General features: G+C 64.2%; 18 protein-coding genes. 12 read left to right on the top strand and 6 right to left on the bottom strand.

Annotated features, from left to right (window positions below; genetic code table 11):
- Positions 1–194: 194 nt before the first annotated feature.
- Positions 195–2,423, top strand: a complete 2,229-nt coding sequence (locus BUA26_RS18265) for a DUF5916 domain-containing protein (RefSeq protein WP_072762325.1) — start codon at positions 195–197, stop codon at positions 2,421–2,423.
- A gap of 3 nt (positions 2,424–2,426) precedes the next feature.
- Here BUA26_RS18265 and BUA26_RS18260 read toward each other — a convergent pair whose 3' ends face one another.
- Entirely contained in the window at positions 2,427–2,810 is a 384-nt protein-coding gene (locus BUA26_RS18260) for a VOC family protein (protein ID WP_072762324.1), read from the bottom strand.
- A gap of 77 nt (positions 2,811–2,887) precedes the next feature.
- Between BUA26_RS18260 and BUA26_RS18255 the strand changes: the two genes are divergently transcribed.
- Both BUA26_RS18255 and BUA26_RS18250 read left to right on the top strand, forming a co-directional pair.
- The gene (locus tag BUA26_RS18255; RefSeq protein ID WP_072762424.1) at positions 2,888–3,415 is read left to right on the top strand and encodes a M48 metallopeptidase family protein; all 528 of its coding nucleotides are present in this window, start codon (positions 2,888–2,890) and stop codon (positions 3,413–3,415) included.
- Positions 3,408–4,061: a DUF6348 family protein gene (locus tag BUA26_RS18250; RefSeq protein ID WP_072762323.1), complete on the top strand. Its 654-nt coding sequence runs from the start codon at positions 3,408–3,410 to the stop codon at positions 4,059–4,061. Before BUA26_RS18255 ends, BUA26_RS18250 begins: the two co-directional genes overlap by 8 nt.
- A 183-nt stretch (positions 4,062–4,244) precedes the next feature.
- Here BUA26_RS18250 and BUA26_RS18245 read toward each other — a convergent pair whose 3' ends face one another.
- Genes BUA26_RS18245 through pdhA form a run of 3 tightly spaced genes read right to left on the bottom strand, consistent with a single transcriptional unit; the run spans position 4,245 to position 7,744 of the window.
- Positions 4,245–5,639 (bottom strand): dihydrolipoamide acetyltransferase family protein, encoded by a 1,395-nt coding sequence (locus BUA26_RS18245; RefSeq protein ID WP_072762322.1) that lies wholly within the window; start codon positions 5,637–5,639, stop codon positions 4,245–4,247.
- Positions 5,640–5,659: 20 nt separating this feature from the next.
- Positions 5,660–6,640, bottom strand: a complete 981-nt coding sequence (locus BUA26_RS18240) for an alpha-ketoacid dehydrogenase subunit beta (RefSeq protein WP_072762321.1) — start codon at positions 6,638–6,640, stop codon at positions 5,660–5,662.
- Positions 6,641–6,643: 3 nt separating this feature from the next.
- Complete coding sequence (gene pdhA, locus BUA26_RS18235; protein WP_072762320.1) at positions 6,644–7,744, bottom strand: pyruvate dehydrogenase (acetyl-transferring) E1 component subunit alpha; 1,101 nt, start codon at positions 7,742–7,744, stop codon at positions 6,644–6,646.
- 203 nt (positions 7,745–7,947) lie between these two features.
- Between pdhA and BUA26_RS18230 the strand changes: the two genes are divergently transcribed.
- The 3 genes from BUA26_RS18230 to BUA26_RS18220 all read left to right on the top strand — a co-directional run bounded on the left by BUA26_RS18230 (position 7,948) and on the right by BUA26_RS18220 (position 12,097).
- Positions 7,948–8,796 carry a tryptophan 2,3-dioxygenase gene (locus BUA26_RS18230; protein WP_072762319.1) on the top strand — a complete coding sequence of 283 codons (849 nt, stop codon included), beginning with the start codon at positions 7,948–7,950 and terminating at the stop codon, positions 8,794–8,796.
- Between the two features lie 105 nt (positions 8,797–8,901).
- A complete protein-coding gene (locus BUA26_RS18225) occupies positions 8,902–10,401 on the top strand; it encodes a peptide MFS transporter (RefSeq protein ID WP_072762318.1) in 1,500 nt (499 codons plus the stop codon).
- Between the two features lie 190 nt (positions 10,402–10,591).
- Positions 10,592–12,097 (top strand): peptide MFS transporter, encoded by a 1,506-nt coding sequence (locus BUA26_RS18220; protein WP_072762317.1) that lies wholly within the window; start codon positions 10,592–10,594, stop codon positions 12,095–12,097.
- Between the two features lie 119 nt (positions 12,098–12,216).
- On the opposite strand, the gene BUA26_RS18215 is transcribed toward BUA26_RS18220, so the two are convergent.
- Entirely contained in the window at positions 12,217–12,690 is a 474-nt protein-coding gene (locus tag BUA26_RS18215; RefSeq protein ID WP_072762423.1) for a MarR family winged helix-turn-helix transcriptional regulator, read from the bottom strand.
- A gap of 121 nt (positions 12,691–12,811) precedes the next feature.
- Between BUA26_RS18215 and hppD the strand changes: the two genes are divergently transcribed.
- The 6 genes from hppD (at position 12,812) to BUA26_RS18185 (ending at position 19,189) form a co-directional block, all read left to right on the top strand.
- Positions 12,812–13,906: a 4-hydroxyphenylpyruvate dioxygenase gene (hppD, locus tag BUA26_RS18210; protein ID WP_072762316.1), complete on the top strand. Its 1,095-nt coding sequence runs from the start codon at positions 12,812–12,814 to the stop codon at positions 13,904–13,906.
- Positions 13,907–13,957: 51 nt separating this feature from the next.
- Positions 13,958–14,371, top strand: coding sequence for an endonuclease domain-containing protein (locus tag BUA26_RS18205; RefSeq protein ID WP_072762422.1), 414 nt, complete (start codon positions 13,958–13,960; stop codon positions 14,369–14,371).
- Positions 14,368–15,675 carry a homogentisate 1,2-dioxygenase gene (gene hmgA / locus BUA26_RS18200; RefSeq protein ID WP_072762315.1) on the top strand — a complete coding sequence of 436 codons (1,308 nt, stop codon included), beginning with the start codon at positions 14,368–14,370 and terminating at the stop codon, positions 15,673–15,675. The genes BUA26_RS18205 and hmgA overlap by 4 nt, the downstream gene beginning before the upstream one ends.
- Positions 15,676–15,705: 30 nt before the next feature.
- Positions 15,706–16,692, top strand: coding sequence for a fumarylacetoacetate hydrolase family protein (locus tag BUA26_RS18195; protein ID WP_072762314.1), 987 nt, complete (start codon positions 15,706–15,708; stop codon positions 16,690–16,692).
- A gap of 195 nt (positions 16,693–16,887) precedes the next feature.
- Positions 16,888–18,288, top strand: coding sequence for an oxygen-independent coproporphyrinogen III oxidase (gene hemN, locus BUA26_RS18190; RefSeq protein WP_072762313.1), 1,401 nt, complete (start codon positions 16,888–16,890; stop codon positions 18,286–18,288).
- A gap of 139 nt (positions 18,289–18,427) precedes the next feature.
- Positions 18,428–19,189: a helix-turn-helix domain-containing protein gene (locus tag BUA26_RS18185; protein WP_072762312.1), complete on the top strand. Its 762-nt coding sequence runs from the start codon at positions 18,428–18,430 to the stop codon at positions 19,187–19,189.
- 180 nt (positions 19,190–19,369) lie between these two features.
- Here BUA26_RS18185 and BUA26_RS18180 read toward each other — a convergent pair whose 3' ends face one another.
- On the bottom strand, positions 19,370–20,254 hold the full coding sequence (locus BUA26_RS18180) for a universal stress protein (RefSeq protein WP_083573093.1): 885 nt from the start codon (positions 20,252–20,254) through the stop codon (positions 19,370–19,372).
- Between the last annotated feature and the right edge of the window lie 25 nt (positions 20,255–20,279).

Genomic DNA, 20,279 nt, shown 5'->3' with positions numbered 1-20,279 from the left:
ATGCCGACGATTCTGTCGCGTGTGAAGCGGTAAGCCATCCATCACGGCGAGCCACTGCCTGCCACAAGTCATGCGTGACTTATGGCTGTCGATGACAGCTAAACGCAAAGTGCAATCTGCGCATCTATCCGACGCGGCGAATTCATCGCCGCGTAGCGCAATCCTGCGCAGCATCAAATGGAAGTCCCCACGACATGCGTATGGCATGCCTGTTGTTCGTGATCCTGGCCGCATTGTCGGCACCTGCACTCGCTGTCGACATCGACGGCCACATCGAGCCCGGTGAATGGGAGGGCGCGCGCCACATTACCGATTTCCGCCAGACCCAGCCGCTCAGCGGCAAGCCCGGCTCGGTGCATACCGAGGCCTGGATCCTGGCTACGCCGAAAGGCCTCGCGGTGGCCTTTCGTTGCGACCAGCCGGCGGATGTTCCACGCACGCGACAGCGCGTGCAGCGCGATTTCGAGGATCAGGTCGATCGCGTCAACCTGATGGTCGACTTCGATGGCGATGGGCGTACCGGCTACGACTTCGTGGTCAGCTCGACCGGTGGCATCAACGATGCCGTGATCACCAACCAGAACACCTTCAACAAAGACTGGGACGGCAACTGGAAGCATGCGGTCAGCGAGGACGCCGCCGGCTGGACCGTAGAGATCCTGATACCGTGGTACATCGCCCCGATGCACGCCGACCATGACGGCAAGCGAACGCTAAGGGTGTATCTCGATCGCGTTGTGGGCTCGACCGGTGAACGCGATTCCTGGCCGGTCGCCAGTTTCACCCGTCCGCGCTTCCTTTCCGAATTCAGCCCGGTCGAGGTGCAGCAGTACAGCCAGTCGCTGCTGGCGGTCACGCCATACATGTCCGGCCTGTACGACAACGTACGCGGCCGCAGCCGCCTGCAGGAAGGTGCCGACCTGCTGTGGAAGCCGAACGGCCAGTTCCAGCTGACCGCGGCGCTGAATCCCGACTTCGGTCAGGTCGAAAGCGACGATCTGGTGGTCAACTTCAGCGCCACCGAAACCTATGTCAGCGACAAGCGGCCGTTCTTCACCGAGAACCAGGGCATCTTCGACTTCAGCCTGCTCGACGACAACAGCCAGCTCGTCTACACGCGGCGTGTCGGCGGTCCGTCCGACGATGGCCACGGAGCGGCCGACATCGACGCCGCCGTCAAGCTCAACGGCAGCGTGGGCACCACCAGCTACGGCGTGATGGCGGCGGACGAGGCTGGCGAGGCTGGCCGGTTCTTCGGCGCCGCACGGATAACCCACGACTTCGGCGACCAGAGCCTGGGCATGCTGCTGACCCGCGTCGATCGGCCGTGGCTGGATCGGCAGGCAACCGTGCTCGGCATCGATCACCACTGGCGGCTGACCCCGCAATGGACCATAGCGACCAACCTGATCGGCAGCGACATCCTGCAGTCCGGCACGCATAGCCGCGACAGCGGCGCAACCGTGGTGGCGGATTATGAGATGGGCAATGGCTGGCGCCAGCAGTGGCTAGGCATGCATTTCGGCGATCAGCTGCAGGTCAATGATTTCGGCTACCTGGAGCGCAACAACTTCAACTATGGCCACTGGGAAGTGCGCAAGCGCTACACGGATTTGCCGGCCGACTCGGCATACAGCTCGCATGATTTTCAGTTCCGCATCGACGCGCTGGATAACGATCACGGGCTGCGCCTGCGCCGCCAGTTGCGCATCGGCGACCGCAGCGATCTGCGCAACGGCGCCACCGATCAGGTGCAGCTCAACATCAACAGCGCCGGCTGGGATGATCTGCTGACCCGTGGCCACGGTGCGCTGTATCTGCCGCCCTGGGTGGATCTGGTCTACGAACGCATCAGTCCGCGTCATGGCGACTGGGCGTTCAAGCTCAATGCCGAGGTCGTCAGCGGCGGCCTCGGCGGCAATCACCAGGTCGGTTACAACGTCAAATTCCTGCCGACCTATTTCATCAACGATGCCTTCAGCGTGTATGCCGGCCCGTATTACGAGCACATGCCGGACTGGCTGGTATGGCAACACGACAACCTGATCGGCCGCTTCAACGAGCACAGCCTGGAGCTCGACGCCGGCTTCAACTGGAACATCGACAGTCGCCAGGAGCTGCGGCTGAAACTGCAGGCGATCGGACTGGATGCGCGTGTGCGTGGCGGCTACCGCGTCGGCGCGAACGGTCGCGCGGTCGCCACGGATGACCCGGTCGATGACTTCAGCGTGCGCAACCTCGGCCTGCAGATCCGTTACCGCTATGAACTGGCGCCGCTGTCTTATCTGTATGTGGTCTACGGTCGCGGCGGCTACACACAGGACAGCTTTTCGCACAGCACCACCGACGTGTTCGGCAACAGTTTTGGATTGCGCGATGACGAGCAACTGCTGGTCAAGGTCAGCTATCGCTTCGACATATAGGCCTCAGTCCCAGCGGTTGAGGTGCGGCCCGAACGCCGCGCGCTGCGGCTGCACCACGCAGAAGCGTTGGCCGCTGGGCGCTTCCATCACCCACCAGCGATCATGTGCCAGGGCAACGCGGCGAGCGCCGAGCTTTTCCAGCCGGGCCACCTCCGCATCCAGGTCGTCAGTCTCGATATCCAGATGCACGCGGCTGGCGTGGTCCACTTTCTGCAGCACGATAAGTGGTTCATCCGCAGCAGTCTGCAGTTCGGCATATCTGCCATCGCCGTCCTGATCGGGATTGGCGACCGGCTTGCCTAGCGCCTGGCTCCAGAACGCGGTGGCCACGTCGAGGTCGTCGATGTCGCAATCGATGACGATGGTGCTGAGCCGGCTGTGATGCATGGGACACCTCCGCTGGTAATCGAAAGTATGTGTTTTACGCCGAAGCGCGTGAACCGGCGCAATGCGAGAATACGCGCATGATTCCGCTCAAATACCTCCAGGCATACCCGGCCACCTTGCAGGACAAGGTGCGCGAGCTGATTGCACAGGAGCGTCTTGGCGAGCATCTGGCCAAGCGTTATCCGCAGCGCCACGCAGTGCAGAGCGACAAGGCCTTGTATGCCTACACGATGGATCTGAAACAGCAGCATCTGAGGAACGCGCCGGGCATCGACAAGGTGCTGTACGACAGCAAGCTCGATGTAGTGCGCAACGCGCTGGGTCTGCACACGGCGATTTCGCGCGTGCAGGGCGGCAAGCTCAAGGCGAAGAAGGAAATCCGCGTGGCCACGTTGTTCAAGGCGGCCGCACCCGAGTTCCTGCAGATGATCGTGGTGCACGAACTGGCTCATCTGAAGGAACAGGATCACAACAAGGCGTTCTACCAGCTGTGCCAGCACATGTTGCCGGACTACCATCAGCTGGAGTTCGACCTGCGCGTGTATCTGACCTGGCGTGAGCTGCCGTCGACGACGAACGCAACAACCGGAAATGGCGATGAATAGTGCGGCGCTACAGAAATACCTGCTGCGGTTGTTCGAGCGGCACGATGTCGAACTGGACGCGGACGAAGACGGTTGGCTGGTCACCGACGGCGATTTCCCCGCGATCCGTGCCGAGTGGCACGAGGGCAGCGCGACCGAACCGGGTCGCCTCGATGTCGACGTGGTGTTGAGCGAGGACCGCCGCATCGAGGAAAGCTTCGCTGGCCTCGGCGCGGGTGAAGCCGGTTGCCGCGATGCCTTGCATGCATTCGAGCAGAGCGCGTTCCACGTGTTGCTGGCTGCGTGCTGGTATGTCACCGACGATCGCCGGATGCGAATTGCCACATGGGATATCGGCGTGCGCAGCTGGGACGTGTTCATCGGCCCGTTCAACGTGCGAGGCGCGGACGGCGATGCCATGAGCATGCCGGCCGAGGCGTTGGCGGCGATCGAGGCCGCATTGAAACGTGAAGCACTGACGCCCGAGCTGCACTGGCTTCGGCTGGTGCACAGCCATGCTGGCAGCGGCGACGATTCGCGCAGCGAGGCTTTGCTCGACAACGAATTGTGGACAGCGGGAACCCTGGCGCTGACCGCAGTGGCATGGCCGCATGGCGGCGACTACAGCGCGCGTTGTTTCATGTTGCTGGACGTGCGCGATTACTGACCCCGCTGCCTCTTGTTGTCGTAGGAGCCCGCTGGCGGGCGATGCATTTGTTCTGAATCTCCACATCCAGACATCAAAGCAAAAGCATCGCCCGCCAGCGGGCTCCTACAGCCTCGGGTGGGTATCATGGTAAAAAAAAATGGGCGCCGTGAGGCGCCCATTTTCTTGCACGATGTAGCGAGTTCAGTTCGGCAGCGCCAGATCGTCCAGCATCGCCTTGAGGAAGCGCGCGGCTTCACCGCCGGTGGCGGCGCGGTGGTCGAAGGTGAGCGACAGCGGCATGCGGCGATGCACTTCGATGCCGCCGATCACTGCTACCACGTCGTGGCTGAGCTTGCCGGCGCCGACGATGGCGACCGTCGGCGGCACCACTACCGGGGTGGCGTACCTGCCTGCGAACATGCCGAAATTCGACAGGCTGATGGTGTAGCCGGACAGTTCTGACGCCGGGATGCTGCGATCTTCCACCTGCGTGCGAAGGCGCTTGATGGCGGCGCGTACGCCGGCGGCGTCGAGCACATCGGCATTCCGCAGCGCCGGCACGAACAGGCCGTCGTCGGTATCCACCGCGATGCCGATGTCGACGTGCGGATGCAGGGTGCGGCTGAGGTTCTTGCCGTCGAACCAGGCGTTCAATGCCGGCACCGTCTTGCAGGCGGACACGATGGCGCGGATCAGCCGCGCGGTGATGTCCTGCTTGCCGATCCACGCGTGCAGGTCGGCGTCGTCGACCAGGGTGGTCGGCACGACCTGGGCGTGGGCGTCGGCCATCACGCGGGCCATGTTGCGACGTACACCCTTCAGCTGCTCGGGCTGGCCGCTGGCCTGCTGCGAAGGCGGCGCGGTACGCACCGGCTTGCCGGCAATGGAAGTGGCGGTGCGTGCCGGTTCCTGTGAAGCATGGCCCGGCTGCGGCAGCTCCGGTGCGAGATGGCGGCCGGCGGAGGCAGGCACGGCACGCGCCGGAGCGGCGCCGAGCGTGGCCGAACCGTTCGCGGCCGCATCCTTCACGTCCTTCATCGTCACCACGCCGTCGGCGCCGCTCGGCCGCACGCGGGCGAGGTCGACCTTGAGTTTCTTCGCCAGCGCACGCACGGCCGGCACGGCCTTGACGCCGCCGATGCTGGCGGCTTGTTCGACGTGCACATGGCTGCCGCTGACCATCGCGCCGACCACGGTGCCTTCGTCTTCGCGGGCTGCGGTGGTCTCTTCGACTTCGCCGCCTTCATCCGAAGCGACCACCTTGCGGTCGTCTGCGGCGGGGCTGCCCACGCTTTTCTTGGGGCCGTGGTGATGGCCGGTGGATTCGGCTTCGGCGCGCTGCTTCGCGTTCGGGTCCGGCTCGAAATCGGCCAGCGCGGCGCCGGTCTCGATGATGTCGCCCGGAGCGCCGTGCAGCTTGGTGACCTTGCCGGTGTACGGCGAGGGCACATCGACCACCGCCTTGGCGGTTTCCATCGAGCACAGCGGCGCATCGAGCTTGATGCTGTCGCCCACCTTCACGTGCCACTCGACGATGGTCGCGTCGGGCAGGCCTTCGCCGAGGTCGGGCAGGTAGAACGTCTTGATATCAGCCATGGGATCGGGTCCGTTGAAGGTTAGCTGGCAGCCAGAGTGCGCTTGGCCGCGTCGACGACGCGCTCCACGCTCGGCATGTATTTCATTTCCAGGCGGAACAGCGGGATGTGCGTGTCGAAGCCGGTGACGCGCTCGACTGGCGCGAGCAGGTCGTACATGCATTCCTCGGCCAGCCGTGCCGCGATTTCGGCGCCGAAGCCGGCGGTCTTCGGCGCTTCATGCACGATCACGCAGCGGCCCGTCTTCTGCACCGATTCGGCGATAGTGTCGAAATCCAGCGGGGTCAGTGTGGCGACGTCGATCACTTCGGCGCTGATGCCTTGCTGGGCCAGTTCGTCGGCGGCCTCCAGCGCCTCCTTCACCTGCGCGCCCCAGGTCACCAGGGTCACGTCGGTGCCGTCGCGCAGCACGAAGCACACATCCAGCGGCAGAGCCTCGCCGTCGTCCGGCACCTCTTCCTTGTACTGGCGATAGATGCGCTTGGGTTCGAAGAACATCACCGGATCCGGATCGCGGATCGCGGCAAGCAGGAGTCCGTAGGCGCGCGCCGGCGAGGACGGCATCACCACGCGCAGGCCGGGGATGTTGGTGAACAGGTGCTCGTTCGCTTCGGAATGATGCTCCGGTGCGCGGATGCCGCCGCCCCACGGTGCACGGAACACCGCGGGCACGGTGAGCCGGCCGCGGGTGCGGTTGCGCATGCGCGCGGCGTGGCAGGCGATCTGCTCCATCATCGGATAGATGAAGCCCTCGAACTGCGCCTCGGCGACCGGCTTCATGCCTTGCACGGCAAGACCGACGGTGACGCCGGCAATCGTGGTTTCGTCCAGCGGCGTGTCGAGCACGCGCAGCTCGCCGAATTTTTCCTGCAGGCCCTGGGTGGCGCGGAACACGCCGCCGTTGACGCCGACGTCTTCGCCCAGCACCACGACGCTGTCGTCGTGGGCCATTTCATAGGCGAGCGCCTGGGTGACGGCTTCGATGAGAGTGATTTGTGCCATGACTCAGTGGCCCTTCTTGGATTCGAGCTGGTTTTCAAGGGAGAGGACGTAATCGCGCTGCTTGGCGAGATCGGCGGGGACTTCGGCGAAGATGTAGTCGAACATCGCCGATACCGGCTGCGTCCTGGTCTCGAGGTAGGCATTCACCTCGTTGTCCATCCACTCGTCGCATTCGGCCTTCCAGGCTTCTTCCTTTGCGTCGTCCCATACTTTCTTGGCCACCAGCCACTTGCGCAGGCGCTTCATCGGCTCTTTTTCCCAGCCGTCCTTCACTTCCTGCTCGCCGCGGTAGCGGCGGGCGTCGTCGGCGGTGGTGTGGTCGCCCAGGCGATAGGTCACCGCCTCGATCACGCTGCCTCCCTGGCCGCTGCGCGCGCGCTCCAGCGCGTCCTCCATCGCCTTGCGCACGGCGATGATGTCGTTGCCGTCCACCTGGATCGAGAACAGGCCGGCGGCGATGCCTTTCTGCGCCAGCGTCGGCGCACCGGACTGGATCTTGCGCGGTACCGAGATCGCCCACTGGTTGTTGACGATGACACAGACCAGCGGCAGGTTCTGCGCGCCGGCGATGTTGATCGCGCCGTAGAAGTCGCCCTTGGACGAACCGCCGTCGCCGATCGTGCAGACCGCCACGCGCTTCTCGCCGCGGATCTTGAACGCCAGCGCGGAACCCGCGGCGTGCAGGCATTGCGTGGCGATCGGCACCGACCAGGCGAAATCGTGCCGCGCGGGTTCCTTCTGGTAGTCGTTGCCGCGCTCGTCGCCGCCCCAGTACATGTACACCTCGCGCGGCTGCACGCCGCGATACAGCTGCGCGCCGTATTCGCGGTAGCTCGGCGCGTACACGTCTTCCGGCTTCATCGCGCTGCCGATGCCGACATGCGCGGCCTCATGGCCCAGGCAGCTGGCGTAGGTGCCGAGCTTGCCGGTGCGCTGCAGCGCGATCGACTTGGCGTCGAACACGCGGGTCGACAACATCAGCTTGTACAGCTCGACCATGTGATCGAGGTCTTTCGCAAACTCGGGCAGATCGTCACGGACCTGCTTGCCCTCGGCATCGAGATATTGCAGGTATTCGATTTCAAACTTGGCGGCGATGGTCACGACTCGCTCCGGGGTGATAGAAGAAGGGAAGCAATGGAACACGGCATTTTACCGGGTCGGTGGGAGCCGTAGGTCCGAACAAGACCGCGCTTGATAACAGGCCGGCATGTTGCACTGCAAGGTACGGTGCAGCATTCGTGGGCGTACGGCATGAACCGCAGCAACCGCTAAAATGGTCAATCCTTGCAGGACGACGAAGCCGCATGAGTGACAACCAGCGTGATATCGAGGCAGGCATCCAGACGGACCTGAATGGCCAGATGACTTACGGCGGCTACTTGCATCTGGACACGCTGCTGTCGGCGCAGCAGCCGTTGAGCCAGCCGCCGCATCACGACGAAATGCTGTTCATCGTGCAGCACCATGTCTCCGAGCTGTGGATGAAGCTGCTGATCCATGAGCTGAAGGCGGCGGTGACGCATCTGCAGGTGGACGATATCGACGCTTGCCTGAAAATACTGGCGCGGGTGAAACAGGTGCAGCGCCAGCTGTTCGAGCAATGGGCGGTACTGGAGACGCTGACGCCGTCGGAGTACCTGGAGTTTCGCGGCGTGCTGGGGCCGTCGTCCGGTTTTCAGTCGCTGCAATACCGGCAGATCGAATTCCTGCTGGGCAACAAGAACGCCGGCATGCTCAAGGTGTTCGCCCACGATCCGGCGGCGCAGGCCCAGCTGCGCGAGGTGCTGGAAGCGCCGAGCCTGTACGACGAATTCCTGCGTTACCTGGCGCGACGCGGCCATGCCGTGCCGGCCGAACTGCTGCAACGCGACTGGACCCAGGCCTATCGGCGCAGCGAGGCGTTGCTGCCGGTGCTCAAACGCATCTACGAAAGTCGTGCGGATTTCTGGCCGGAATATCACATGTGCGAACAGCTGGTGGACGTGGAAGGGAGTTTCCAGCTGTGGCGTTTCCGCCATATGAAAACCGTGGAGCGGATCATCGGCCATCGTCGCGGTACCGGCGGCTCATCCGGGGTGAGCTTTTTGAAGAAGGCGCTCGATCTGGAGTTCTTTCCCGAGCTGCTGGACGTACGCACCGTGCTGGGCAGCTGAACCGTGTGGCACATTGATGCTGCGCGCGAGTAGCCATTACATCTACCGACATCACGATTCCGGGCGGCGTGCACTGCGCCGATCCGGAACCATCCAGGGGAATCCATGAATCAGATTGCCGAGACAAACGCCGTACCGGACTATCCGCAGCTGTTCGGCCATCCGCGCCCGCTGTGGATGCTGTTCATGACCGAGTTCTGGGAGCGCTTCGCGTTCTACAGCGTGAGCTGGGCGGTGGCGCTTTACGTGGTGGCGCAGTTCTACCACGGCGATCCCTCCGGGCAGGGCTGGGCCGGTGCGATCTTCGGCACCTATACGGCGCTGATCTTCGGCACCGGCATCTTCGGCGGCTACGTGGCCGACAAGCTGATCGGCTACCAGCGCGCGATCCTGATCGGCGCCCTGGTGATGGCGGCGGGCCTGTTCACCCTGATCGTGGCCGACAAGACGGTCTTCCTGCTGGGCCTGGCTATGGTCATCGTGGGCGACGGCTTGTTCAAGCCGAACATCTCCTCCATGGTAGGCCAGCTCTATGGCCGCGACGACCCTCGCCGCGACCGCGGGTTCACGCTGTTCTACATGGGCATCAACGCCGGCGCGTTCGTGGCGCCGCTGCTGACCGGCTGGCTGGCTGCGACCTTCACCGACACGCCGCTGCAGCAGAACTACAAGCTGGTGTTCATCGCCGCCGGCGTGGGCATGCTGCTGAGCTTCCTGTGGTTCTGGTTCGGCCGGCGCCAGCTCGGCGGCGTGGGCCGGCCGCTGCCCGGCATGGAAGGCCGCACCCGCTCGCTGCTGGTGCTGGTGGGAGCGGTGGCGGCGGTGCCGCTGATCTACTTGCTGCTGTCGCGGGTCGGCACCATCGGCCTGCAATGGCTGATCGGGCTGCTGGCGGTGGGCGTCGCGGCGCTGCTGATCACCGAGGCGATGCGTCACGACCGCATCCAGCTGGATCGCGTGTGGGCGATGCTGATCATCTTCGGCTTCAACGTGCTGTTCTGGATGTTCTATTACCAGCTCGGCAGCTCGTTCAACTTCCTGGCCGAGAACCTGGTCGACCGCAAGATGTTCAACTGGGTGTTCCCGGTGAGCTGGTTCCAGTCGGTCAGTCCGTTGACCATCATCTTGCTGGCGCCGGTGGTCAGCCTGGCCTGGGGCTGGCTGGGGCGCCGACGGATGGAGCCGTCGATCCCGCGCAAGTTCGGCTTCGGCCTGATCTTCAACGGCCTGGGCTTCCTGGTGTTGATGTACGCGCTCCAGCATCTGATCGACCCGCAGGGCATGATCCCGTTCTGGCCGCTGGCAGCGTGTTATTCGCTGCAGACCGTGGGCGAGCTCTGCCTGTCGCCGATCGGCTTGTCGATGGTGACCAAGCTGGCGCCGCCGCGGCTGGTGGGCCTGGCGATGGGCGGCTGGTTCCTGTCCACCGCCGCCGGCGGCAACTTGTCCGGCCTGCTGGCCAGCTACATCGCCGGCGAGCACGGCATGACCGCCGCCTCGGCGCTGTCGGGCTTCAGCTTCGGCTTCTGGCTGCTGGCCGCCTCCGGCGCGTTGCTGCTGCTGATTGCGCCGCTGATCAACCGGCTGATGCATGGCGTGCGCTGATCCGGAAACTGGTTGCCATGCAGAAAGGCGGCCCATCGGCCGCCTTTCTGCATTTTGCCGTTCACATTTTCTTGCGGGGCCGATGTCCCGTGTTGCAGCGCATTTGACGCGGCGTGCCGCCATCGATTACATCTTCCCGCAAGAAATTACGTGTCCGCACGTGAAGTGCCGACCATCACCGGGAAAATCCATGAGCCAAGCCACCCATACGCCGCCGGGCGCCGCGCCCGACTACCCGCAGACGCTTGGCCATCCGCGCCCGTTGTGGATGCTCTTCATGTCGGAGTTCTGGGAACGCTTTGCGTTCTACGGCATGCGCTGGGCGCTGACGCTGTATATCGTGGCGCAGTTCTTCGATGGCGATAACGCCGGCCAGGCCTCGGCCAGCCGCACTTATGGCGCCTATCTGGCGCTGGTCTATGCCACCGCGGTCTTCGGCGGCTACGTGGCCGACCGGGTCATCGGCTACCAGCGCGCGATCCTGCTTGGCGCGGTGGTGATGGCGGCCGGACTGTTCATGGTAATGGTGCCCAACCAGCAGATCTTCATGCTCGGGCTGGCCACGATCATCGTCGGCAACGGCCTGTTCAAACCGAATATCTCCTCGATGGTAGGGCAGCTCTATGCCCCTGGCGATTCGCGTCGCGATCGCGGTTTCACGCTGTTCTACATGGGCATCAACGCGGGCGCGCTGATCGCGCCTGTACTCACCAGCTATCTTGCCGGACACGTCTTCGGCACACCGGCGCATGACAACTACCACGTAGTGTTTGCCGCGTCCGGCGTGGGGATGCTGATCAGCCTGGTGTGGTTCTGGTTCGGTCGACGCCAGCTCGGCCGGGTCGGCATGCCGGCGCCGGAAGTCGCCAGCCCGATGCGTGTGGTCTATGTGGCGATCGGCGTGCTGGTGGCCATTCCGCTGGTTTATCTGCTGATGGATCGCGCCGGGGCGGTGATGCTGCAATGGCTGCTGACGGCGCTGTTCCTCGGTGTGGGCGTGGTGCTGGTGATCGAGGCGATTCGTACCGGCCGCGTGCAGATCCAGCGGGCGATCGCCATGCTGATCATCTTCACCTTCAACGTGCTGTTCTGGATGTTCTTCGAGCAGGCCGGCAGCTCGTTCAACTTCCTCGCCCAGCACATCGTCGACCGCGATCTGGGTGGTTGGGACTTCCCGATCGGCTGGTTCCAGTCGGTCAATCCGATCGCGATCGTGGCGCTGGCGCCGCTGGTGGCGCTGACCTGGGGCTGGCTGGACAAGCGGCGCATCGAACCGTCGATTCCGCGCAAGTTCGGGCTGGGCCTGATCGGCAATGCGCTGGGCTTTGCGGTGTTGATGTACGCGCTGTCCCGTCTGGTCGGCAGCGACGGTTTGATCCCGCTGTGGACTCTGGTGCTGTGCTACGTGCTGCAGACCGCCGGCGAGCTGTGCCTGTCGCCGATCGGCTTGTCGATGGTGACCAAGCTGGCGCCGCCACGGCTGGTCGGCCTGGGCATGGGCGGCTGGTTCCTCTCCACCGCGATAGGCAACAACCTGGCCGGCCTGTTCGCCGCTGGCGTCAGCGGCGAAACCGGGATGACCGTGGAGTCGGCGCTGTCCGGCTACAGCATGGGCTTCTGGATACTGCTCGGCGGTGGTGTATTGCTATTCCTGATCGCGCCGCTGATCAACCGGCTGATGCACGGGGTGAAGTGAGGCTGAGAAGTGAGTGGGGAGGAGCGAGAAATGAGTGGGGAGGAGCGAGAAATGAGTGGAGAGGAGTGAGAAATGAGAGAAGAGCCGGGCTAGGCGGCTGTCTTGCTCTCTCTCATTTCTCACTCCTGCTTCACAGGCGTGAGCTTGTCGAGGATGCGTTCCAGCCAGGCGCGTTCCTCGGCATCGAGTTTCGCCAGCACTTCGCGCTCGCGCGCACGCGCCATCGGCGCGACTTCGTCGTGCATGGCCCAGCCCGCCTCGGTCAGGCCCAATACCGAGCGGCGCTTGTCGTTGTTGTGGATCGCCCGGCTGACCCGGCCGCCCGCGACCAGCCGCGCCAGGGCGCGGCTCACCGCGACCTTGTCCATCGCGGTGCGCTCGGCCACTTCGCGCGCTGACAGTCCGTCGAAACGGGCCAGCACCGCCATGACCCGCCATTCGGTCACCGAGATGTCATAGCGGCGCTGATAGTCGTCGGCAATCGCCTGGCTGATCGTGTTGGACAGGATCGAAAGCCGGTACGGCAGGAAGTGTTCCAGCTCCAGCGGCGCATGTTCGGCGGTGGTGGGGGCAGGCTGTCGTTTGGCGGGCACTGCGGCGACGCTCCTTGCAAATGGTTTCATATGAAACTATAACGTGGGGATTATCCCGATGGTGGCACGCTCATGGCACGCTCAGACGTCGTCATCGTGCACCGACATACAGGAGAGCGCCATGAACGCCCAACCGAACCTTGGCATGCAGGTCACCACGTTCGAGAACCCGATGGGCATCGACGGTTTCGAATTCGTCGAGTTTGCCGCACCGGCCGGCCGCGCCGGCGAGCTGCGCGACCTGTTCAAGCGCATGGGCTTCACCGCCGTGCTGAAGCATAAGGCGCGCCCGATCACGGTGTATCGGCAGAACGGGGTCAACTTCCTGGTCAACGAGGATCCGGATTCGTTCGCGGCGGATTTCGCCAAGGCGCACGGCCCCTGCGCGTGCGGTTTCGCCATCCGCTTCCGCAAACCCGGCGTGCAGGTACTGCAGACCGTCCTCGGCAACGGTGGCGAGAAGATCGACCACAAGGAAGCCAGCAAGGCGGTGAACGCGGCCGTGGTCAAGGGCATCGGCGATTGCATGCTGTACCTGATCGATCGCTACGGCGACCTGGGCAGCATCTACGACGCCGACTACGTGGCGATCGAGGGCGCCGACCAGCATCCCACCGGTTTCGGCCTGACCTTCATCGACCATCTGACCCACAACCTCTACTTCGGCAACATGCAGAAGTGGTCGGACTACTACGAGCGGCTGTTCAACTTCCGCGAGATCCGCTACTTCGACATCAAGGGCGTCAAGACCGGCCTCGTCTCCAAGGCGATGACCGCGCCGGACGGCGTGGTGCGCATCCCGCTGAACGAGTCGAGCGACCCGAAGAGCCAGATCAACGAATACCTCGACGCATATCACGGCGAAGGCATCCAGCACATCGCCTGCTTCACCGACGACATCTACACCACGGTGGAGAAGATGCGCGCCGCCGGTGTGGAATTCCTCGATACGCCGGACGCGTATTTCGAGGTGATCGACGAGCGCGTACCCAACCACGGTGAGGACGTCCAGCGGCTGGCGAAGAACAAGATCCTGATCGACGCCGACCTGGAAACCAAACAACGCAAGCTGCTGCAGATCTTCACCCAGAACGCGGTCGGTCCGATCTTCTTCGAGATCATCCAGCGCAAGGGCAACGAGGGATTCGGCGAGGGCAATTTCCAGGCGCTGTTCGAGAGCATCGAACGCGATCAGATGAAACGCGGTTTCCTGTGAATGAAAAAGCCCCTCTCCCCGCGGGAGAGGGGTTGGGGTGAGGGTTCGGTCATGCCGGAACGCATCAAGTCACCATTGCCTACACGAACACGCGAGCATGCACGTGAGTTGCGCCAAGGCGGCACGGATGCCGAACACAAGCTGTGGCAACGGCTGCGAGCCGGGCAACTGAATGGCCTGAAGTTTCGTCGCCAACATCCGGTCCCGCCATATATTGTCGATTTCTACTGCAATGCGATGAAACTGGTGGTGGAGCTGGACGGTTCACAGCACAACGATGAAGTCGATCGGACACGTACTCGATTTCTCGAGTCGCAAGGCCTCAAGGTTCTGCGATATTGGGACAATGAAGTTCTGCAGCAGATGGATGTGGTGCTTGAGGCGATCTTGAGCGCCATCGGAAACCGAACCCTCACCCCAACCCCTCTCCCATCGGGAGAGGGGCTCGAAGGCGAAGATCGATGAGTGCGATGCAATCTCGTGGTTACCAATCCGGCTTCGGCAACGAATTCGCCAGCGAGGCGATCGCCGGCGCGCTGCCGCAGGGGCAGAACTCGCCGCAGCGCGTGGCGCATGGTCTGTATGCGGAGCAGCTTTCGGGCACCGCGTTCACCGCGCCGCGCCACACGAACCGGCGCAGCTGGCTGTACCGGATCCGTCCGGCGGCGGTGCACGAGCCGTTCCAGCCGCTGGCGCATGCCGCCTTCCACAATCGCTTCGATGAGGCGCCCGCCACGCCGAACCAGTTGCGCTGGGACCCGCTGCCGCTGCCTTCCGGGCCGGTCGATTTCGTCGACGGGTTGACGACGCTCGCCGGCAATGGCGGCGCGGCCGAGCAGGCCGGCATAGGTATCCACCTCTATTCGGCCAATCGCTCGATGCAGGGGCGATTCTTCTACGACGCCGATGGCGAGTTGCTGATCGTGCCGCAGCTGGGCAGCTTGCGGCTGGCCACCGAGCTGGGCGTGCTGGAGATCGAGCCGCAGGAGATCGCGGTGATTCCGCGCGGCGTGCGTTTCCGCGTGGAGCTGCTGGGCGACCAGGCCCGCGGTTATGTCTGTGAGAACTTCGGCGCACTGTTGCGTCTGCCGGATCTCGGTCCGATCGGTTCCAATTGTTTGGCCAACGCCCGCGACTTCCTCATTCCGCATGCCGCCTACGAGGATGTCGACGGCGCGTTCGAACTGATCGCCAAGTTCCAGGGTGCGCTGTGGTCGGCGAAGATCGACCACTCGCCGCTGGACGTGGTCGCCTGGCACGGCAACTACGCGCCGTACAAATACGACCTGCGCCACTTCAACACGATAGGCTCGATCAGCTACGACCATCCCGATCCGTCGATCTTCACCGTGCTGACCTCGCCCAGCGACACCGCCGGCACGGCGAACATCGACTTCGCGATCTTTCCGCCGCGCTGGCTGGTCGCGCAGCACACGTTCCGGCCGCCCTGGTTCCATCGCAACGTGGCCAGCGAGTTCATGGGTTTGATCACCGGCGTGTACGACGCCAAGGCCGAGGGCTTCCTGCCGGGTGGTGCTTCGCTGCACAACTGCATGAGCGGACATGGCCCGGATGCAGCTACGTTCGAGAAGGCATCGGTTGCCGACCTTTCCAAACCCGACGTGATCGGCGGCACCATGGCCTTCATGTTCGAGACGCGCAGGGTGATCCGCCCCACGCAGCAAGCGTTGGCTTCACCGCAGCTGCAGGACAATTATTACGAATGCTGGCAGGGCATCCGCAAGCATTTCGAGCCGTCGCAGGCCTGAGCCGTCACACCATTTTGTCTGGGGAATTGCATGAAACTGGGAAGTCTGAAGGAAGGCGGCCGCGACGGTACGCTGATCGTGGTCAGTCGCGACCTGACCCGCGCCGTGAAGGCCGGCGGCATTGCGTCGACACTGCAGGCGGCGCTGGACGATTGGTCGAACGCGGCGCCGCGACTCAACGCGCTGTCCGACGAGTTGAACGCGGGCCACGCGACCGGCGCATTCGCGCTGGACATGGCTGCACTCGCCTCGCCGCTGCCGCGTGCCTATGAATTCGTCGACGGCAGCGCCTACCTGCCGCACGTCGAGCGCGTGCGCCGCGCCCGCGGCGCCGAAGTGCCGAAGTCGTTCTACACCGATCCGCTGATGTACCAGGCGACCAGTGCCGGTTTCCTCGGTCCGCGCGATCCGGTGGTGGTGCCTAGCGAGGATTACGGCATCGACCTCGAGGCCGAAGTCATCGTGGTCACCGACGACGTGCCGATGGCGGCCACGCCCGCGCAGGCATCCGAGCATATCCAGCTGATCGGTCTGGTCAACGACGTGAGCCTGCGCGGATTGATTCCCGACGAGCTGGCCAAGGGCTTCGGCTTTCTGCAGTCCAAGCCGCGCTCGGCGCTGTCGCCGGTGCTGGTGACCCCGGACGAACTCGGCAACGCCTGGCAGGGCGACAAGCTGCACCTGCCGATGCGTACCTGGTTGAACGGCGCCTGGTTCGGCGAGGCCGAGTGTGGCGTCGACATGCAGTTCAGCTTCGCCGAACTGGTCGCCCACGTGGCGAAGACGCGGCCGCTGGCCGCCGGCACCATCGTCGGTTCCGGCACCATCGCCAACGAGGACACCGGCAAGGGCGCTTCCTGCCTGGCCGAACAACGCACGGTGGAAACTCTGCGCGACGGCAAACCCAGCACGCCGTTCATGAAATTCGGCGATTCCCTGCGCATCGACATCACCGACGCCGCCGGCGCCTCGATCTTCGGTTCGATCGAGCAGCGGATCGAACCCTACAAGCCCTGAAGCGCACCGCGACCTCGCTGTCGTAGGAGCCCGCTAGCGGGCGATGCCCTGGCTTTGAATTTCCTTATCGACCATCAGAGCAGGAGCATCGCCCGCTGGCGGGCTCCTACAAAAGAAGTGCAGGTGCGCCGCGGCAGTCGCGCCAATTGATCCGGATCAAGGCGCGCGACCCGGTACATGGACAGACTCCTCTCCATGGCCAGTCCCGTCTCTATTCCTGAATTCGATCCCGCGTTGATCGCCCGCTACGACGTGGCCGGCCCGCGCTACACCAGCTATCCGACGGCGCCGCAATTCACCGCCGATTTCGACGAGACGGCGTTGCGCGCGGCGATCCGGGCGTCCAACGAGGAGCCGATTCCCCGTCCGCTGTCGCTATACGTGCATGTGCCGTTCTGCATGAGCCCGTGTTTCTATTGCGGCTGCAACCGGGTGATCACCCGCGACGTGGGCCAGGCCGATCGCTATCTCGAACGGCTGTACCGCGAGATCGAGCTGATCGCGCCGCTGTTCGACCGCGACCGGCCGGTGCGCCAGCTCCACTTCGGTGGCGGTACACCCAACTTTCTCGATGCGGTGCGCATGCGCGAGCTGATGGAATCGCTGGCGCGTCATTTCAGCTTCAGCCACGACACGAATCGCGAATACGGCATCGAGATCGATCCGCGCTATGCCGACGGCAAGTACGTCGGGGCGTTGGGCGAGTTGGGCTTCAACCGCATCTCGGTCGGCATCCAGGACTTCGACCCGGCGGTGCAGCAGGCGGTCAACCGCATCCAGAGCTTCGAGCAGACTCGCGAGGTGATCGACGCAGCCCGTGCCGCGCACTTCCGTTCGGTCAGCGTCGACCTGATCTACGGCCTGCCGTTGCAGACGCTGGACGGTTTCAGCCGCACGCTGGATCAGATAGTGGCGCTGGGGCCCGATCGCGTCGCCGTTTATGGCTACGCGCATCTGCCGGAAATGTTCAAGGCGCAGCGCCAGATCGACGCGGCCGAACTGCCCGATGCGGCGACTCGGCTGGCGCTGTTCGGTTGCGCGCTGGAGAAGCTGAGCGCGGCCGGCTACGTCTACATCGGCATGGATCACTTTGCCCGCTCCGATGACGAGCTGGCGCGGGCGCAGCGCGCCGGCACGCTGCAGCGCAATTTCCAGGGCTATTCGACGCATGGCGATTGCGACATCGTCGGCCTCGGCGTCAGCGCCATCGGCCGCATTGGTGACAGCTACAGCCAGAACGCGCGCGACCTGGTCGGCTACTACGCGGCGCTTGACGCCGGCCGCCTGCCGGTGGCGCGGGGCCTGCAACTGGATGAGGACGACCTGATCCGGCGCGAGCTGATCGGCCAGCTGATGTGCCATGGCGTGCTGGACAAGCGTGCCTTCGGCACGCGCCATCGGCTGTTGTTCGACGAATACTTCCTGCGCGAGCGGAAGCAGCTGGCGCCGTTGCTGGCCGATGGTCTGATCGTCGAAGACGCGCGCATGCTGCGGGTGACCTCGCGAGGGCGGCTGCTCTTGCGTATCATCGCCATGTGCTTCGACGCCTATCGAGGTGACGCGGCGCAGACACCGCGATATTCGCGCGTGATCTGATCGAACCTGATCTGATCAAACTTGATCTGATCGAATCTGGTCTGGTCAGGCATGGTTTGACCAAGCCTGACCCGGTCGAGCACGATCCGTTCGCGAGCGAGCTGAATCATCCAGCCCCAACCCGGCATCCATCATCCTCATGCAATCCAAGCACCCGGCAGGTCGCCTGCCCGATCCGCCCAGCCCGATCGCCGATGACGGTGACGAGGCGCGTTTCTGTGGCACCTGTGCGTTCTCCAGCGCCTGCATCGCGGCCGGTTATCACAAGCCCGAACTCGCTGCGCTGCAGTGCCTGGTCGAGCATGTGGGGCCGTTCCGCGCGGGTGAACACATCTTTCGTACCGGCGACCCGTTCCGCGCGATCTTCGCCGTGCGCGGCGGCACCGTGAAGACCCGCATGGTCGACAAGGACGGTCGCGAACAGGTGCTGGGTTTCTATCTTCCCGGCGAAGTGATCGGCCTCAACGCGATCTATCCGGAGCACTTCCCGTGCGATGCGGTAGCACTGGACACCACGTTCTTCTGCCGGTTCTCGTTTCCGGCGATGAGTGCGCTGGCTTCGCGCATCCCCGCCGTTCAGCAGCATCTGTTCCGCATGCTCAGCAAGGAGCTGGGCACCGCCAGCCTGCTGGCCGGCGACCACAGTGCCGACGAGCGGGTTGCCGCGTTCCTGATGGATCTGGCCTCGCGCTACGAGGCGCGAGGATTCTCCGGCACCCGATTCCACCTCAGCATGTCGCGCGGTGACATCGCCAACTACCTGCGACTGGCCGCCGAAACGGTCAGTCGCGTGCTCAGCCGCTTCCGTATCCAGAAGCTCATCCAGATCGAAGGGCGCGAACTGCAGGTGCTGGATCCGAAAGGCCTGCGCGCGATCGGACAGGCACTGTTGCCCGAGTGATGCGGTTGCGCGATGTACCCAGGGACGTCCTGACCGACCTCCGTTTTGTCATTCCCGCGGTTTTCAACAGCCGCATGGCTGGTCATCTACTGTCTTTCGCGTAACGCGGCGATGCCTAAAGGCGCTGGGTCCTGGATACCGCTTCGCGATTCCGGGATGACGAGCTACATCAAGGCGTCCCTAGTGCTGCATCAGCACCGGAATGTCCGCTTCTTCCAGCACGCGCCGGGTGGCGCCGCCGAAGACGCGCTCACGCGCCGGCGAGCGGCTGTAGGCGCCCATCACCAGCAGATCGACCTGCGCATTGCGCGCCTTCTTCAGCAGGATATCGCCGGCGAGGTCGGACGAGGCGCGGATGTATTGCGGTTTGGCGGTGATGCGGTGGCGCAGCAGATAGACGAACGGATCGAAGTGCGGCAGGCAGCTGTCGGCGTCGTTCGAACTGCGCACGTCGCCATCGACCAGGGTCACGTGTTTGGCCATCCGCAGAAACGGCAGGGCGGCATGGATCGCGCGGATCGATTCGATGCTGCCGTTGCAGCCGATCACCACGTGCTCGAAGCTGAGCTCGCGGTTCCAGCGTGGAGGCAGGATCAGGCACGGCAGCTGGCTGCCCAGGATCGCCTCGCCGAGGATGTCGAGCAACCCGGAAGTCTCCACCATGTCCCGTTCGATCACCGCCAGGTCATGCCAGGCGCCCAGATGCTTCAGGGTCCGGGCCAAGCCCGTGTGGCTGACTGCCCAGGTTGCTTCGTGCACGCCCGACTGCCGCGCGAAAGCGCCGAACGCGGCGTGCGCATCGGCATCATGGGCAGGCGGTTTCTCCAGCAAGCCCAGTACCGTGGGCTCGTGATCGGCGTCGTGCAGCATTCGCGCCGAGGGTTCCAGGAAACAGCCGGTCAGGTTGCTACCCCAGCGCGAAGCGAGCGACGCGCCGGCTACCGCAGCTGGACTCCAGGGACAGGTCGAGGTCACCAGTGCCAGTACGTCACAGCGGCCGGCGACAAGCGTGGCCTGATCGGCGGCGGAATCGATGCGGGCGGTTTCAGATCTTTCCGTGTGCATGAGCGGCATCTCGACGGGAACGGCG

Origin of the sequence: Rhodanobacter sp. OK091, from assembly GCF_900142825.1 — a bacterium.
In the GTDB taxonomy this organism is placed as follows: Bacteria; Pseudomonadota; Gammaproteobacteria; order Xanthomonadales; family Rhodanobacteraceae; genus Rhodanobacter.
Note: the sequence above shows the minus strand (reverse complement) of the source record. Positions and strands in the feature narration are given on the sequence as shown.